The sequence below is a fragment of the Mesorhizobium sp. M7A.F.Ca.US.008.03.1.1 genome (genome assembly GCF_003997495.1).
In the GTDB taxonomy this organism is placed as follows: Bacteria; Pseudomonadota; Alphaproteobacteria; order Rhizobiales; family Rhizobiaceae; genus Mesorhizobium.
Map to the genome: position 1 here is coordinate 66,941 of NZ_RZRU01000001.1, position 16,263 is coordinate 83,203.

15 protein-coding genes are annotated in these 16,263 nt (G+C 65.2%); 8 read left to right on the forward strand and 7 right to left on the reverse strand.

The genetic code is table 11. The annotated features are described in order from the left end of the window. The first annotated feature begins 1 nt into the window (after nucleotide 1). Nucleotides 2-1,021: an NADP-dependent oxidoreductase gene (locus tag EOA16_RS00320; protein ID WP_127254739.1), complete on the forward strand. Its 1,020-nt coding sequence runs from the start codon at nucleotides 2-4 to the stop codon at nucleotides 1,019-1,021. Between the two features lie 67 nt (nucleotides 1,022-1,088). Here EOA16_RS00320 and EOA16_RS00325 read toward each other — a convergent pair whose 3' ends face one another. From EOA16_RS00325 to EOA16_RS00345, 5 genes are read right to left on the reverse strand one after another with little or no spacing between them, the layout of a single operon-like run. Then, a complete protein-coding gene (locus EOA16_RS00325; RefSeq protein ID WP_127254740.1) occupies nucleotides 1,089-2,405 on the reverse strand; it encodes an aspartate aminotransferase family protein in 1,317 nt (438 codons plus the stop codon). Continuing rightward, nucleotides 2,402-3,169 (reverse strand): N-formylglutamate amidohydrolase, encoded by a 768-nt coding sequence (locus EOA16_RS00330; RefSeq protein WP_127254741.1) that lies wholly within the window; start codon nucleotides 3,167-3,169, stop codon nucleotides 2,402-2,404. The genes EOA16_RS00325 and EOA16_RS00330 overlap by 4 nt, the downstream gene beginning before the upstream one ends. Then, nucleotides 3,169-4,491, reverse strand: a complete 1,323-nt coding sequence (locus tag EOA16_RS00335; protein ID WP_127254742.1) for a glutamine synthetase — start codon at nucleotides 4,489-4,491, stop codon at nucleotides 3,169-3,171. Before EOA16_RS00335 ends, EOA16_RS00330 begins: the two co-directional genes overlap by 1 nt. Then, nucleotides 4,488-5,135: an isochorismatase family cysteine hydrolase gene (locus EOA16_RS00340; protein WP_127254743.1), complete on the reverse strand. Its 648-nt coding sequence runs from the start codon at nucleotides 5,133-5,135 to the stop codon at nucleotides 4,488-4,490. Before EOA16_RS00340 ends, EOA16_RS00335 begins: the two co-directional genes overlap by 4 nt. Beyond that, on the reverse strand, nucleotides 5,132-6,070 hold the full coding sequence (locus EOA16_RS00345) for a MurR/RpiR family transcriptional regulator (protein WP_127254744.1): 939 nt from the start codon (nucleotides 6,068-6,070) through the stop codon (nucleotides 5,132-5,134). Before EOA16_RS00345 ends, EOA16_RS00340 begins: the two co-directional genes overlap by 4 nt. Nucleotides 6,071-6,216: 146 nt before the next feature. On the opposite strand from EOA16_RS00345, the gene EOA16_RS00350 reads away from it, so the two are divergent. From EOA16_RS00350 to EOA16_RS00380, 7 genes are read left to right on the forward strand one after another with little or no spacing between them, the layout of a single operon-like run. Further along, entirely contained in the window at nucleotides 6,217-7,383 is a 1,167-nt protein-coding gene (locus EOA16_RS00350) for an FAD-binding oxidoreductase (protein WP_127254745.1), read from the forward strand. Next, nucleotides 7,383-9,239 carry a branched-chain amino acid ABC transporter ATP-binding protein/permease gene (locus tag EOA16_RS00355; protein ID WP_127254746.1) on the forward strand — a complete coding sequence of 619 codons (1,857 nt, stop codon included), beginning with the start codon at nucleotides 7,383-7,385 and terminating at the stop codon, nucleotides 9,237-9,239. Before EOA16_RS00350 ends, EOA16_RS00355 begins: the two co-directional genes overlap by 1 nt. A gap of 45 nt (nucleotides 9,240-9,284) precedes the next feature. Further along, nucleotides 9,285-10,451, forward strand: a complete 1,167-nt coding sequence (locus EOA16_RS00360) for an ABC transporter substrate-binding protein (RefSeq protein WP_127254747.1) — start codon at nucleotides 9,285-9,287, stop codon at nucleotides 10,449-10,451. Between the two features lie 4 nt (nucleotides 10,452-10,455). Continuing rightward, a complete protein-coding gene (locus tag EOA16_RS00365; protein WP_127254748.1) occupies nucleotides 10,456-11,160 on the forward strand; it encodes an ABC transporter ATP-binding protein in 705 nt (234 codons plus the stop codon). Between the two features lie 5 nt (nucleotides 11,161-11,165). Beyond that, nucleotides 11,166-12,047: a branched-chain amino acid ABC transporter permease gene (locus tag EOA16_RS00370; protein ID WP_027035600.1), complete on the forward strand. Its 882-nt coding sequence runs from the start codon at nucleotides 11,166-11,168 to the stop codon at nucleotides 12,045-12,047. 4 nt (nucleotides 12,048-12,051) lie between these two features. Further along, nucleotides 12,052-12,681, forward strand: a complete 630-nt coding sequence (locus tag EOA16_RS00375; protein ID WP_127254749.1) for an FMN-binding negative transcriptional regulator — start codon at nucleotides 12,052-12,054, stop codon at nucleotides 12,679-12,681. A gap of 29 nt (nucleotides 12,682-12,710) precedes the next feature. Next, nucleotides 12,711-13,757, forward strand: a complete 1,047-nt coding sequence (locus EOA16_RS00380; protein ID WP_127254750.1) for an ornithine cyclodeaminase — start codon at nucleotides 12,711-12,713, stop codon at nucleotides 13,755-13,757. Nucleotides 13,758-13,769: 12 nt separating this feature from the next. Here the strand turns inward: EOA16_RS00380 and EOA16_RS00385 are convergent, their stop codons facing one another. Together EOA16_RS00385 and EOA16_RS00390 are read right to left on the reverse strand one after the other, a co-directional pair. Then, nucleotides 13,770-14,873, reverse strand: a complete 1,104-nt coding sequence (locus tag EOA16_RS00385) for an alcohol dehydrogenase family protein (RefSeq protein ID WP_127254751.1) — start codon at nucleotides 14,871-14,873, stop codon at nucleotides 13,770-13,772. Between the two features lie 8 nt (nucleotides 14,874-14,881). Next, the gene (locus EOA16_RS00390) at nucleotides 14,882-16,261 is read right to left on the reverse strand and encodes an aspartate aminotransferase family protein (protein WP_127254752.1); all 1,380 of its coding nucleotides are present in this window, start codon (nucleotides 16,259-16,261) and stop codon (nucleotides 14,882-14,884) included. Nucleotides 16,262-16,263: the final 2 nt, after the last annotated feature.

The window sequence follows — 16,263 nt, forward strand, 5'->3', positions numbered from 1 at the left end:
GATGTCGATCCAGTCCAACACCCGCATCGTGCTCGCGGCGCGACCGCAAGGCCAACCAAAACCGAGCGATTTCCGCACCGAGACAGTTGACCTTGTCCAGCCGGGAGAGGGCGAACTGCTGTTGCAGATCCTTTATCTGTCGCTCGATCCCTACATGCGTGGACGCATGAACGCCACGAAATCCTATGCCAGGCCGGTCGATGTCGACGGCGTGATGGAAGGCGGTACCGTTGCGCGCGTGGTGATCTCTCGCCACCCGGAATTTGCCGAAGGAGATATCGTGTTGTCCCATTCCGGCTGGCAGAGTTTTGCATTGTCCGACGGCGTCGGGCTGCGCAAGCTCGATCCCGCGGCTGGATCCGTTACGACGGCTCTCGGCGTGCTCGGCATGCCGGGCTTCACCGCCTATGCCGGTCTGCTCACTATCGGACAGCCGAAGCCTGGCGAGACGGTCGTCGTGGCGGCCGCCAGCGGCGCGGTCGGGTCGGCCGTCGGCCAGATCGCGCGCATCAAGGGGGCGCGTGCCGTCGGCATCGCCGGCGGTGCCGAAAAGTGCGCCTTCGTGCGAGCCGAGCTCGGCTTCGACGCGGTTGTCGATCACCGTGCCAATGATTTTGCCGAGCAGTTGAAGGCAGCCTGCCCCGGTGGCATCGACATCTATTTCGAGAATGTCGGTGGCCCTGTCTGGGACGCGGTGTTTCCGCTGCTGAACGAGTTTGCGCGTGTGCCGGTCTGCGGGCTGATCGCGCAGTACAACGTCATCGCGGATGCCGGCATCGACCGGCTGCCGGTATTGATGCAGCAAGTGCTGCACCGCAGCCTGACGATCAGGGGTTTTATCCAGCGTGAATTCGTCGACCAGCGCCCGGCCTTCTATCGTGAGATGGCCGAATGGATATCGTCCGGCCGCGTCCGCTACAGGGAAGATGTCGTGGATGGCATCGAAAATGCGCCACAGGCCTTTCTCGGCCTTCTCGAAGGCAGGAATTTCGGCAAGTTGATCGTGCGTATCGCGGAATAATTGTTGCGCAACGATCAGTCGGGCTGCCTAGGTAATTTCTGCCGCGGCCGTGACCGCGCCTTTCTGTTCACCACATCATGAAGGAGGCGACGTCTGCGTCCGAAACCTTGCCGGCATTCACGTCGGCGATCGCCTGGTCGACGATTGCCACGCCCTCCGCCACCTCGTCCTGCGTCAGCGTCAGCGGCGGCATGAACTCCAGCACATTCGCCTTCAGCCCGACATAGGTGAAGGCCGCACCCAGCTCATAGCCGCGATAGATGATCTTGGCCGTGGTCGTCGCCGCAACCGGCTCACGTGTCGCACGGTCCTTGACCAGGTCGACGCCGATGGCAAGGCCGCGCCCGCGCACGTTACCGATGATCTCGTGCCTGGCGCCGAGCGCCCGCAGCGCGTCGGAAAACAGCACGCCGATCCGCGCCGAGCGCTCGACCAGGCCGTCCGTCTCGATCGTCTTCAGCACCGCGTTGCCGGCCGATGTCGCCACCGGGTTGCCTGCGGTCGTCTGCAGAGCGAAGGCCGGCGCATGGTCCATGATCTCCTTAGGGCCGATCACTGCCGACAACGGCAAGCCACCGCCGATCCCTTTGCCGAAGACGACCAGGTCCGGCGTCAGTCCTTCATGCTGGAAGCAGTGCATCATGCCGCTGCGGGCGAGCCCGACCTTGACCTCGTCGACGACAATCTTGATGCCGTGCTTGCGGCAACGCTCCTGCAATGCCTTGAGAAAGCCGGGCGGCGGCACGATCAATCCGCCATCCGACATCAACGGCTCGATGAACACCGCCGCGACCTGATGCGGCGGGCAGGTGGTCCCGAACTGGTAGTCGAGCAGCGCAAGCACGTCCTCGCTGCTGAAGTTCGGCCGGAAAGGATCGGGATAGGGCAACAGAAGCACGCCTGGTCGGGGCAGTGTGTGGGTCATGGCGGTATGGCCGCTGATGCCCATCGAGCCGGAGAGATTGCCGTGATAGGAGCCGATGAACGAGATGAAGCGCGAACGGCCGGTGGCCGCCTGCAGCACGCGCACCGCGCAGTCATTGGCATCGGACCCGGAGTGGCCGAACCAGACACGCCGTTCGCCTTCTCCGGGCGTGATTGCCAGCAGCCGCTCCGCCAGCGATACGGCGGGCTCGTTGGGGTAGAGCAGCAGGCTGGCGCCGGCCATGTCGCGGATCGACGTCTCGACTGCTTCGACAACAGCCGGATGGCCGTAGCCGAGCACCGCCGGACCGGCCGATCCCGACAGGTCGAGCAAGGAGCGGCCGCCTTCCTCGATCAGCCGGTTGCCCCGGCCGCCGATGACGCTGAGCGGCGAGAAACGCAGCTTGCCGATCTGGGCGATGGTCGCGGCGTCGCGCTCGCGCAGGCTTAGTTTGCTCACGACACGGTTTCCGTCTCGAGTGCAGGCAGTGCCGCCGCCAGCCGGTCCGCCCATTCCTCGATGCCGGACCGTGTCGACAAAAGGTCCTGCCGGATCTCGACGAGGACGGCGGCGATGCCGCGATCGTCGCCATGGATGGGCACGGCGTAGTCGGCGTCGCGGCTGATCACATAGGGCACGTTGGCCGCGACATTGAGCCCGGCGTCGGTGCGCAGGCCCGAAAGGATTGCTTCGGCGAGACCGCTTGCATGGTCATGCAGCACGCCGGCATGCCAGGGTCTGCTGACACCGAGGAAGACCGGCGTGAAGGAATGGATCGTCACGATCCGTGTCTGCCGGCCTGCCTGTGCCCGGCCATCGAGATGGGCGGTCACCCGGTCATGAAACGGCGAAAAGATGATCTCGGCACGCCGGGTCCGCTCCGTCGCGCCGATGCCGACATTGCCGGGAATGTCGGTGTCTTCCGACAGCACCGGAATGCTGCCTTGGCTATGAAGCGGCCGGTTCAGGTCGATCAGCAGCCGCGAATAACCGCTGAGGAAGGCCGGAGCATCGAGCTTAGACGACAGCAAGCGGGTCACTTCGGCGGCGCCGATATCCCAGGCGATGTGGCGCTGCAGATGGTGGGCATCGAGGCCGAGCTGCCGATATTCGGCTGGCATGTGGTTGGACGCATGCTCGCACAACAGCACGATATCGGAACGGCCGTGCTCGTTGAGGACCTCGACGGCCTCGGGCCAATCTTTTCCGGTCTGTGCGGTCATCAATAGAGCGTCCGGTAGAGATCGCAGATGGAGGCCGGATCGAGACCGGCAAGACGCTCGGCTTCATGTTGCTTGAGGCCGACGAAGGTTTCGATGAAGACAGGCGCGAACCATCCCGTCACGGTGCCGTCGGCCAGCAACGCGTCCAGTGCCGCGGGCAGGGTTTCGGGCAGGCGCACCAGACCGAGACCTGCCCGTTCCGCCTCGCTCATCAGCGTCGGGTCGCCGGTGACCAAAGGTGGCGACGGCAGGCCCGCCTTCAGCCCTTCCAGCCCGGCGCGGATGATCGCCGCCAGCGACAGATAGGGATTGCCGGTGGCGTCCGCCGCCCGGTATTCGATGTTGTATTGCCGCGCCGGATCGCGTCCGCCCATCGTCACAGTCGGACAGATGCGCAAGGATGCCTCGCGGTCGCGGTCGGCAAGCCAGGTGTAGGACGAGCTCCAGCTGTGCGGCTTCAGCCGGTAGTAAGACGACACGCTCGACGCCGTCATGGCGGTGAGGCCGGGCAGATGACGCAGCACGCCGGCGCAGAAGGCGCCGGCTTTGGCAGAAAGGCCGCCGGGTTGCGCCGGATCGTAAGTCACCGGCTTGCCGGCCTCGTCAACGAAGCTGAAATGGATGTGGACGCCGTTGCCGACGGCATTCGGCGCTGTCTTGGGGGCGAAGCTCGCACGCCAGCCGGCATTGCGCACCAACTCGCGCGTGATTTCGCGGATGGCGACGGCGCGGTCGGCCGCCGTCAGCGCGTCCGCCGGTTCGTGCGTCACCTCGAACTGCTCGTCGCCGAATTCGGCGATGACCACTTCGGGCGCGACGCCGGCTTCCTCGAGCGCCGCCATCAGATTGGGCGCAAACGGGTCGGCGCGGCGCAGTGCGGCGAAAGACATCGAATGCGCCGGTGCGAAGCCGCCATTGGCAACATTGAATTCATGCTCGAAGGCGGCAATGACCGACAGGCCGGTTGCGGCTTTCAAATCGGCCAACGCGTCTTTGAGCATCGTGCGGGTGCAGCCGAGCCACGGGCTGCCGTCGAGCTCGACGATGTCGCCGGCAACCATGTCGAATGGCGTCGCCGATCCGGTGCGTGTCGTGCGAAAGCGCGCCTTGAGATCGGGGATCAGCCGCAGGTCGCCCGACGAGCCCCAGGGGTTGGGATCGACGATCGAGTTGAACGGCGTCAGCGACAGATTGGCCTGCAGCCAGCCGACGCCGGTCGTGGCGGTCTTCTGCAACTTGCTTTCGGCAACGAAACGGCCCCGCGTGACGGCGGAGAGATCCGTGGTGACGACGGCAACCAGAGTCTCGACAGTCGATGTCATGCCGGTTTTCCCAAAGCGTTGAAGCGGTCGACGACCGTGTCGGTGTCGGCCACCCAGCAGTAGCCGCCGAAGGCCTTGAGCGCGATGTCGTGGCGTTCCTGGGTGATGGTGGCGCAGGCATCCGATACGCAGGTGACAAGATAGCCGCGGTCGGCGCCGTCACGCACCGCCATGTCGACGCATTGATCGGTCAGCACGCCGACCACGACGAGATAGCGGATGCCGAGGTTCTTGAGGAGATAGTCGGCATTGGTCGAATTGAAGATGCCCGACGACGTCTTCGGCAGCATGATCTCGTCGCCAACCGGCGCCAGCGATGCCACCGGCAGTCCCTCGGGGAGGCTGGGGGCAACATGGATCGGTGTCAGCTTGTGGTCGAGCGAGCGGTCACGGCCGTCTTCGGTCAGACTCTGGATGATGGTGTGCAGCACCTCGACGCCATTGGCCCGCGCCGCCGCCAGCAAGCGCTCCTGGTTGGGGATCGTCCGCGAGGATGTCTGCCGGTAGAAATAATGATCGGGGCCACGCTCCGGATGCGACGGATCGGCGCCCGGCTCCAGCCAGATGCGCTGCATGTCGACGAGCAGCAGTGCCGTCTCGCCGGCACGGAAGGCTTCGTCTCGCTTGGGTAGGGCCTGGGTCATGCTTTGTCGTCCTGCTTTGCTGATTTGGGTCCCGGTGTCTTGCGGGGGCCGGGTGTCTTGCGCGCGCCGTTCTCTTGCGGGTCGCTGTCGAGTGTCACGGCATTGGCATGCCGAACGTTTTCGAGCCGCTCGATGCGGGCGCGGCCCTCGTCGCTCAGCGTCGAAACGATATGGGCGACCAGCGCTTCCATCTGTGCGATCGCCGGCGCCAGCGTGTCATAGGGCGAGGCAACTTCGAGCGGGCTGACGATGGTGACTTCGGCGAGATCTGATATCGGCGACAGCCATTGGTCGGTGAACAGGACGATGCGAACATCGAGCGCCGCCGCCTGTCTTGCATAGGCCATCACATCGAGCTGGTAGCGGCGATAGTCGAAGACGACGAGCACGTCGCGGCGGCCGAGGTCGGCCAGCGTGTCGAAGGTCTGCGGAGAGAGCACGCCGAGATCGCGAACCCCGGAGCGAAACTGCACGAGATAGCCGGCCAACATGCCGGCGATGTGACGGCTGAACCGGCCGCCAACCATGACAATCTCCCCCTTGACCTCCATCAGCAGGCGGGCCGCCCGCTCGTATGTCTGGACGGGTGTCGCGGCGGTGGCTTTCTGCAAGGCCGTGGTGACGCTATCAAGGTAGGCCAGCACTGCGCTGTCGTTGGAACCGCTCTGCCGCTTGGCCTCCATCATCAGCAGCGGCGAGTGCAGTCTTGCCTCGACTTCGGCCAGAAGTTTCGCCTGGAAATCCGGAAACCCGTCATAGCCGAGCTTGACGACCAGCCTCACCACGGTCGGATCGCTGACGCCAGCGCGCCGGGCGAGCGAAGAGGCGGTGCCGAGGCCGGAGGTCGGATAGTCCGTCAACAGCAGCCGGACGATCTTCTCCTCCGACGGCGTCAGCGCAAGATCCCCGCGCATCAGAACATCGCGTATCGCCATCGGCCTCCCCGGAAATCCGTGTTCTCTTGTTCTGTCGAGTTTATTACAGAGATTTAAATCTCGGTCAAGAATGAAGAGATGTTGACATTGCGTGGCCGCCGGCCCTACCTTGTCGGAAAGCAGCCAAGAGACTGTGGGGAACAGCCATGCGAAATGGAAGCGACGTCATCGTCGTCGGTGCGGGTATTGTCGGATCGAGCGCCGCCTATCATCTGGCCAAGGCCGGTGTGAAGGTCGCGCTGGTCGAGCAGACCCATCCCGCCGGCGGCCCGTCGGGCAAATCGTCGGCGCTGCTGCACGCCTTCTACCTGATGCCGGAACTGTCACAGCTTTCCATCCGTGGCCGCGAGATACTGGTGTCACTGCCGGAAATCGCTGGCGAAGGGTCCTTTGTCACCGAAATCGGCATGATGTGGGTCTGCGGCAACGACAACAAGGTGAGTTGGACGGCGGCAGCCGAACGCATCCGCGGCGAGGGCGCACGCATCGAGACATTGTCGCCGCAGGCCTTTGCCGACGCGGCACCGGGCTTTGCGCTGGACAATGTCGCGCTGGCGCTGTGGGAACCCGAATATGGCTATGCCGATGCCTTCGGTGCCACCAATGCCATCGCCCGTGCCGCCCGCGCCAGTGGTGCCAGGATCATGCAGAACACATTGGTCGAGAGCCTCCAGCGGCAGGGCGACCGCATCACCGGCGTCACCTTGACCGATGGAACGATGCTGGAGGCCGATACGGTCGTCCTGGCCGCCGGGCCATGGACGCGCCGGCTGCTGGCGACGGTCGGCCTCGATCTGCCGCTGCATGTCGAGCGCCATCCGATGGCCGTGCTCGACGCCGCCGGCAAGGCAAGGCAGGTCATGCCTTTCGCCTGGTGCGACGACATTTCCTGCAACTATGCACGACCCGACAATGACGGCGTCATCCTGGCCGGCGCCTGGGCCGGCGGCGGCACCGGCCTTCGCCACGAACATGCGGGCCGTCCGCGCTTTGTCGAAAATCCCGACACCTACATGGAAGGTGTCGAGGAGCAGGAATCGGTCGAGATCCTGGAGACCTTCGCTACCCGCGTGCCGGCCATGGCCGAACTTGGCATCCGGCCCGGCTATGCCGGTCTCTACGACATGAGCCCCGACGATCTGCCGGTTATCGGACCCATGCCTGGGGTTGAAGGGTTGGTCGTTTCGGCGGGGTCGTCCGGCCACGGCTTCAAGACCGGGCCGGCCGTCGGCGAGGCGGTGGCCAGGCTGGTCACCGAAGGCGCGCAACCGATCCTGGCGCCGTTTTCGCCCAGCCGTTTCAAGGCCGCGTGATGGCGTCGGTGACGATCAGCGAGAGCAAGCTCCGCGGCTTCATGCCGGCCGCGTTTCGCAACGCCACGGCCGATGCCTTGTGCATGGTGGCAGTGCTGCTGCTGGTGGCGCTTGCCGCCTTCATCTTCGGCGGCGCCGCCATGCAACGCGTCGTCACCTATGCCGCGATCATGCTGACGGCGGTGCTCGGCCTGCAGATATTCTCCGGCAACAGCGGCATCGTCTCGTTCGGCCAGGCGGCCTTTGTCGGCCTCGGTGCCTATGCGACCGGCATCCTCACCATGCCGACCGCACTGCAGCGAACGGCGCTGCGCGAGCTGCCGCAATTCCTCGCCGGCCATCAACTGTCCTTCCTCGCGGCGCTGGCCGTCGTCCTGGCTCTGGCGGTTGTCGTCGGCCTGCTGACCGGTACGCCGCTGCTCAGGCTTTCCGGATCGAGCGCCTCGATCGCCACGCTTGCCATGCTGATCATCGTTTACACCCTGCTGGTGGCCGGGCGCGAGATCACCCGCGGCAGCCAACCCTTTTACGGCGTGCCGCGCGAGGTCGGGCTATGGACCGCCGCCTCCGTCGCTTCGGTGGCTTTGGTGGCGGCGAGGCTGTTTCGCGAAACCTCCTTCGGCCTTGCTGCCCGTGCCGCCGCCAATGACGAGCGCGGTGCGGCCGCCGTCGGCGTCGACCAGCGCACGGCGCGTCTGGCCGCCTGGATGGCGGGCGTCGTCGCCGCCATGGCCGCCGGCGCCATGATGGCGCAATTCCTTGGCGCGTTTTCGCCGCGCGATTTCTATTTCGACCTAGGCTTCACCATGCTTGCCATGCTGATCGTCGGCGGCATGACCTCGTCGCTCGGCGCTTTCGCCGGCGTCATCGTCACCATCGTTTTGGTCGAAGTGGTGCGCCGCTTCGAAGGCGGCGGCGAAGTGCTCGGCCTGCATCTGCCTGTCCTGTTCGGCTTGACCCAGGGCGTGCTCGCGATTGCCATGATCCTGGTCATCTGGCGACGCCCGACCGGTCTGTTCGGCGAACGCGAGCTCAATCTTTTGCGCCGGCCCGGACGCCAGGCCGTGACGGCTCCGGCGGCACCTCCGCAACATGTCGAGAGTGACCGGCTAATCGCCGACCACCTGTCGCGCCGCTATGCCGGCGTCGTCGCCGTCGACGACGTCAGCCTGAATTTCCAGACCGACAGCATCACCGGCATCATCGGCCCCAATGGCGCCGGCAAGACGACGCTGCTCAACATGCTGGCGGGCGATGTCCAGCCAAGTGCCGGCACCGTGTCGGTGGGTGGCGTGGTGCGGCAGGCTTCGGCCTTCCGCTTCGCCCGCTCCGGCGTTGCCCGCACCTTCCAGAACATCCGCGTCTTCCCGCACATGACAGTGCTCGAAAATGTCGTCGTCGCCGCACGCCAGGTGGAACCTGATCTTGGCCATGCCGAGGCTGCGGCAATGGGCGAGCTTGCGCGCATGGGGCTGGATAGATTCGCCGATCAGCCGGCCGCCAGGCTCGCCTATGGCCAGCGCCGCCGGCTCGAAGTGGCGCGCGCCCTGGCGTTGAAGCCGCGCTTCCTGCTGCTCGATGAGCCGGCCGCCGGCATGAACGCCGTCGAGACCGCCGAACTGGTCTCCATCCTGTCGATGGTTCGCATGGAGCGCCGCATCGGCGTGGTGCTGATCGAGCACGACATGCGGCTGGTGATGAAGCTGTGCGAACGCATCGTCGTCATCGATCATGGCCGCGTCATCGCCGACGGCACGCCGGGCGAGGTTCAGAAGAACCCCGCCGTGATCGCAGCCTATCTCGGCAGCCGTACGGCGCGCGCCAAGACCGCAACGCCTGTAGACCAGACCGCATGACCCGCAATGACAGCCAACCATAAGAAATCCAGAAGGAGAACCGACATGCCAAGCCTCTATCGCCTCCATCGCGCCGCTTTGTGCGCGGCCGTGTTCGGCATCGCCGCCATTTCGACGTCCAGCGCCGAGGAAATCATCATCGGTGCCGCGACCGCGCAGACCGGCGGCCTTGCTCCCTACGACCAGCCGGCACTTGCCGGCCTGCGCATGTCGCTCGACGAGCTCAACGCCAAGGGCGGGCTCGGCGGCAAATACACCGTCAAGCTGCTGATCAAGGACACCCGTTCCGACACCGCGCAGACCGCCACCGTCGCCCAGGAGCTGATCGACGCCGGCGCCAAGATCATGATCACGCCGTGCGATGCCGACCCCTCGATTTCCGCCGGCCAGCTGACCCAGCCGCTTGGTATTCCGACGCTGACGCTGTGCGGCTCCGCCCCCGTGCTCACCGGCGCGGTCGGCGACGTCATGTTCGGCACCTATCCGGCCGACAATGTGCAGGCGACGGCGGTCGCTGACTTCGCCGTCTCCGAAGGCAAGAAGAAGGTGTTCCTGCTGACTTCGCCGGATTCCACCTACACCGCCAATCTGCCGGAATATTTCGGCAAGGTGTTCGAGAAGAAGGGCGGCGCCATTGTCGGTCGCGGCACCTTCAGCATGGGACAGCCCGACTTTTCCGCCGAGATCACCAACATCAAGGGCCTGGCCGATAAGCCGGACCTGATCATGACGGCCGCCTATGAGCCGGATTTCCCGGCCTTCATCCAGCAATTGCGCGGCGCCGGCGTCACCATCCCGGTCTATGGCGCCGATGCTATCGGCACGCCGACCATCAAGGCGCTCGGCAAACTGGTCGACGGTGTCGTCTACACCGCGGCCGGCTATGCCGAGCCGGGCAGCAAGCTCGAGGCCTTCAACGCCGCCTTCACCAAATATGCCGGCCACGCACCGGAATCGACCTATGAGGTCAATGGCTACGAGATCGCCCTGATCCTCGACCAGGCGGTCAAGACGGCCGGTTCCGACGATCCGAAAGCGATCCGCGACGCCATTGCCGGCCTCAAGGATTTCGAAGGCATCACCGGCAAGATCACCTATGCCGGCACCGACCGCATGCCGCTGCGGCCAGTGGCGCTGATGCGCTACGAGGGCGGCGAGGGCAAGCATGTCGAGACCCTGATCCCTGAAGCCGCCGACGTTCCCGCACCGTGATGTCATGCTGAGCGTCGAAGCCCTGAAAATCCGGTACGGCGAGGTCGAGGCGGTGCGCCGCGTCGACCTCACCGTCGACAGCGGCGAGATCATCGCGCTGGTCGGCGCCAACGGTGCCGGCAAGAGCTCGACGCTCGGTGCCGTCGCCGGGCTGGTGCCGGCGGCGTCCGGCAAGGTGATCTTCGACGGTGCCGACATCACCGGCCTGGCGCCGGAGGCGATCGCCCGCAAGGGCGTCGCGCTGGTGCCGGAAGGCCGCCGTATCTTCGCCAGCCTGACGGTGGCCGACAATCTGCGTCTCGGCGGTGCGGTGCATCAGCCGGCGGCCGAGGCGCGGCTGCGCGAGGAGGAGATGCTGGAGCTGTTCCCGATCCTGCGCCGCTACCACCGCGTCAAGGGCGGCAATCTGTCGGGCGGCGAACAGCAGATGCTGGCCATCGCCCGCGCGCTGATGGGCAAGCCGCGCATGATCCTGCTCGACGAGCCTTCGCTCGGCCTTGCTCCGCAACTGATCGACACCGTCTTCGACCTGATCGCCGAACTGCGCCGCAAGGGCCTGACCATCCTTCTGGTCGAACAGAATGTGGCGCTGGCGCTCGAAATCGCAGACCGCGCCGTCGTGCTCGCCAATGGCGAGGTGGTGCTGGCCGGCACGGCAAAAGAACTCGCCTCCTCGGACCTCGTCCGCCAGGCCTATCTGGGAGCTTGAGAAGCATGATCGCGCAGCAGATCATCAATGCGGTGAGCCTCGGTGGCGTCTATGCGCTGCTGGCGCTTGGGCTGGCGATCGTCTTTTCCATCGTCGGCCTCATCAACTTCGCCCATGGCGAGCTGATGACGCTGTCGGGCTATGCGCTCCTGGCCTCGCTGGTGCTCGGCTTTCCCTTTCCGGTGGCGGTGCTTGTCGCCGTGTCCTGCGGCGCGCTTGCCGCCGTCGCCATGGAGCGCATCGCGTTTAGGCCGATGCGTGGGGCCAGCGTCACCAGTCTGCTGTTGACCAGCTTTGCTGTCTCCAGCCTGCTGAAGGTCGTCTTCCAGAACGGCATCTCGGCGCGGCCGCAGGCTGTCGCCATGCCAGGCTGGATGACCGGCGCCTTCTCCTTCGGCGATTTCACCATCGGCGTCGGTCCCAGCATCTCCATCGTCGTCTCGGCACTGGCGCTGATTGCACTGGAAGTCTTCCTACGGCGCTCGGTGACCGGCACGGCGATGCGCGCCGCGGCGGAAGATTTCGACGTCGTGCGCCTGATGGGCATTCCGGCCAGCCGCATCATCGCCACCGCCTTTCTGCTCTCCGGCCTGCTCGCCGGGCTGGCGGCCATGCTGTGGGTGGCGCAGCGCGCCTCGGTCGATCCGCTGATGGGCTTCACGCCGGTGCTGAAGGCGTTCATCGCCGCCGTCGTCGGCGGGCTCGGCAGCTTGCCCGGTGCTGTCGCCGGCGGCTTCCTGCTCGGCATCATCGAGGTGCTGTTGCAAGCGACATTGCCGGGAGCGATCGCGCCCTATCGCGACGCCATCGTGCTGTCGGGTGTCATCGCCGTGCTGCTGGTTCGCCCGCAAGGCCTGATCCCGGCGGTCCGCGCCCAGCGAAGCTGACCTGATGTACAGCAAGCCTGAATTCGCGCCGCTGTCGCAAGACGAGGTGTTCTGCCTGATCGAAGAGGCGGCCTTCGCCACGGTGGTGACGTCAGGACCGCAGGGCCTCGTCGTATCGCATCTGCCGTTTGTGCTCGATCGCGTGCGCGGTGAAAACGGAACATTGGTCTCGCATCTCGCCAGGGCCAATCCGCAAAGCGCGCTGATCGCCGAGGGCAGGGAGACGGTCGCCATCTTCCACGGCCCGCATGGCTACATCTCGCCGTCCTGGTATCCGCGCAACCCGGTGCGCGACAGCGCGCCGACCTGGAACTTTGCCGTCGTGCATTGTCATGGGCATCCGGTCTCGCTCGACGATCATGCCACCGCAAAACATCTCTTGCAGCTTGTCGACGTGCTGGAAAAGGATCGCGACGATCGCTGGCGCATGCGCGAGCTGGGGCCAGGCGGCATGGAGCGGCGCGTGCCGCATATTATCGGCTTCGACCTGCCGATCGATCGACTCGAGGCCAAGTTCAAGATGGGGCAGGATGAGCGCCTCTACGATACAAGCGAAGCCATCAGGGCGCTGGAGCAAAACGATCCGGCGCTGGCAACGCTGATGACGGCGCACAACGCGCATCGCCAGGACTGACCGCCTGCATGCGACAAGGACAAGAAAAAATGATCCCCAATCTCAACATCGTGCCCTTCATCAGCGTCGACCATATGATGAAGCTGGTGCTGAAGATCGGCGTCGAGCGCTTCCTGGTCGAACTCGCTGGCTACATCGAGGATGATTTCCGCCGCTGGGAGCTGTTCGACAAGACGCCGCGCGTCGCCTCGCACAGTGCCGAGGGCGTCATCGAGCTGATGCCGACCAGCGACGGTGAGGTCTACGGCTTCAAATATGTCAACGGTCACCCCAAGAACATGCGCGAGGGCCGCCAGACAGTGACCGCCTTTGGCATGCTCGCCGATGTCCACAATGGCTACCCCGTGCTGTTGTCGGAGATGACTATCCTGACCGCGCTGCGCACGGCGGCGATGTCGGCTCTGGCTGCCAAGCACCTTGCGCCGGCCGGCTCTAGCTGCATGGCGCTCATCGGCAACGGCGCCCAGGCCGAATTCCAGGCGCTGGCCTTCAAGGCGCTGCTCGGCATCGACAGGCTGAGGCTTTACGACATCGACCGCACGGCCACCGAAAAATGCATGCGCAATCTCGCCGGTCTTGGCTTCGACATGGTCGCCTGCGGCACCGCGCAGGAGGCGGTCGAAGGGGCTGACATCATCACCACCGTCACCGCCGACAAGCAGTATGCCACCATCCTCACCGACAACATGGTCGGCGCTGGCGTGCACATCAACGCGGTCGGCGGCGACTGTCCGGGGAAAACCGAGCTGCACCGCGATATCCTGCTGCGCTCCGACATCTTCGTCGAATATCCGCCGCAGACCCGCATCGAGGGCGAGATCCAGCAGCTTGCACCGGATCATGAGGTGACCGAGCTGTGGCAAGTGATGTCAGGCGCCGTGCAAGGCCGGCGCGATCCCACCCAGATCACGCTGTTCGATTCGGTCGGCTTCGCCATCGAGGATTTTTCGGCGCTGCGCTATGTCAGGGATCAGCTGAAGTCGACCGGCCTCTACCAGGAACTCGACATGCTGGCCGACCCCGACGAGCCGCGCGACCTGTTCGGCATGCTGCTGCGGGCGGCTCAGCAGTGTTGAGGCATAGGTCGTTCAGATAGCCGAACCCCACATGGCATCCGGCACCACCACCAGCTTGCCGACGAAATCCTTGGCGATGAAATCCGCCTGCGCATGGTGGAAATCGGAGAGCTTGTAGACGCCACCGACCAGCGGCCGGATCTTCTTCGCTTCGATGTATCCGACGATGCGGCGGAAATCGGCGCGTGTGCCCTGGCTCGAGCCATGCAGCTGCAACTGCTTCAGATACATGGTCCTGAGGTCGAGCTGCACGACCGGACCGGCGATCGCGCCGGCGGTGGCGTAGCGGCCTTCGGGCCTGAGGATACGCAATAGGTCGTTGAAGATGGCGCCGCCGACGAGGTCGGCGACCACGTCGATGGGCTGACCGCCGGTCGTCTCGTTCACGGCTTGCGGCAGGTCGGCAACGCCACGGGTGATGACAGCCTCGGCGCCGATGTCGCGCACCGCCTGCTCCTTGCCCTTGCCGACGACGGCATAGGGAATGGCGCCGCGCGCCCGCGCCAACTGCACGATGCCGGAACCGACACCGCCCGACGCGCCGGTAACCAGCACGCGCTCGCCGGCTTTGAGTGCGGCCCGTTCCAGCATCTGTTCGCCAGTGAGATAGGCGCAGCAGAAGGTGGCGAGCTCGACGTCGGTCAGGTCCGTATCGACGACATGAGCATTCTCGGCCGGCACGGCCTGATATTCGGCGTAACCGCCGTCGCGGCCGTGGCCCATATAGTCGATGTCGGCGAGCGAATCGTCGTCGCGATTGTAGATCGAGAAATCGACCATCACCCGTTCGCCGATACGGTCCGGCGACACACCTTCGCCGACGGCGGCGACGGTGCCGACGGTGTCGGTGCCCTGGATGCGCGGGAAAACAAGCGTGTTGCCCTGGCGGCGCCAGGTCGACACGGCCGCGGCATCCTCCTCCGTGCCATAGGCACCTTGGCGCACCCAGACATCGGTGTTGTTCATGCCGCAAGCACTGACCTTGACCAGCACCTCGCCCGGAGCAGGCGCGGGCACTTTCACATCGCTGCGGTATACGAGCTTTTCCGGTCCGCCGTGCCCGGTGAGCAGCACGGCGGCCATGGTGGCAGGGAGAGTTCTGGTCATGGCATTCATAGTCGATCTCAGAGATTGGCAAACACGCTCTTCACCGCATCGGCGGCCTTCGAAACGACGATGTCGGCTTCTTCGCGGGTCAGGCAGAGCGGTGGTGCGAAGCCGAGAATGTCGCCCTGCGGCATGGCGCGGCCGATGACGCCGCTTGCGGCAAGTGCTGTCGCCACTTGCGGCCCGATCTTGAGCGAAGCGTCGAAAAACACCCGATCGTCCTTGTCGGCAACGAATTCGACAGCCGCCAGCATGCCGTCGCCGCGCACGTCGCCGACATTCCTGTGGCCGCCGACCGCCTTGGCCAGCTCGGCGCGGAAATAGGCGCCGGTCTCGCGGGCATTTGTCACCAGGTCCATCTCGTCGATCAGTTCGAGATTGGCGACGCCTGCGGCGACGCAGATCGGATGCGCCGAATAGGTCCAGCCATGGCCGAGCGAACCGAGCTTGTCGGAACCGTCAACCAACACCTGCCACATCTTGTCGGCGACGATGACGCCCGACAGCGGAGCATAGGCCGAGGTCAGGCCCTTGGCGATGGTGATCAGGTCCGGCTTGATGCCGTAATGGTCGGAGCCGAACATGGTGCCCAGACGGCCGAAGCCCGTCACCACTTCGTCGGCGACCAGCAGCACGTCGTACTTCCTAAGCACCGCCTGGATCTTCTCCCAGTAGCCAGCCGGCGGCGGCACGATGCCGCCGGTGCCGAGGATCGGCTCGCCGATGAAGGCGGCGACGGTTTCCGGACCCTCGGCCAGGATCATCTCCTCGAGCTTGTCGGCGCAATGCTGCGAAAACTGCTCCTCGCTCATCGAGCGGTCGGCGCGGCGGAAGTAATAGGGCGCCTCGGTGTGCAGGATCGGCGCGCGCGGCAGGTCGAAGGCGTTGTGGAACAGGTCGAGCCCGGTCAGCGAACCGGTCATCACGCCCGAGCCGTGATAGCCGCGCCAGCGCGAGATGATCTTCTTCTTTTCCGGCCGTCCGAGCACATTGTTGTAGTACCAGATCAGCTTGATGTTGGTTTCGTTGGCATCCGAACCGGAGAGGCCGAAATAGACCCGCGACATGCCTTGCGGCGCACGGTCGATGATCATCTTGGCGAGCGTGATCGAGGCCTCGGTGCCGTGGCCGACATAGGCGTGGTAGTAGGCGAGGTTTTTCGCCTGGGCAGCGATAGCGTCGGCGATCTTCTGCCGGCCATAGCCGACATTGACGCAATAGAGGCCGGCGAAGGCATCGAGGCTCTTCCTGCCATTGTTGTCCCAGACGGTGACGCCTTCGCCGCCGGCCATGATGCGGGTCGGGCTTTCGCCCCGCGCATGCGTGCCCATATGGGTCGAGGGATGGAAGAAGTGGTCGCGATCCCAGGCGGCGAGTTCGTTGGACTGGTCGAGCATTC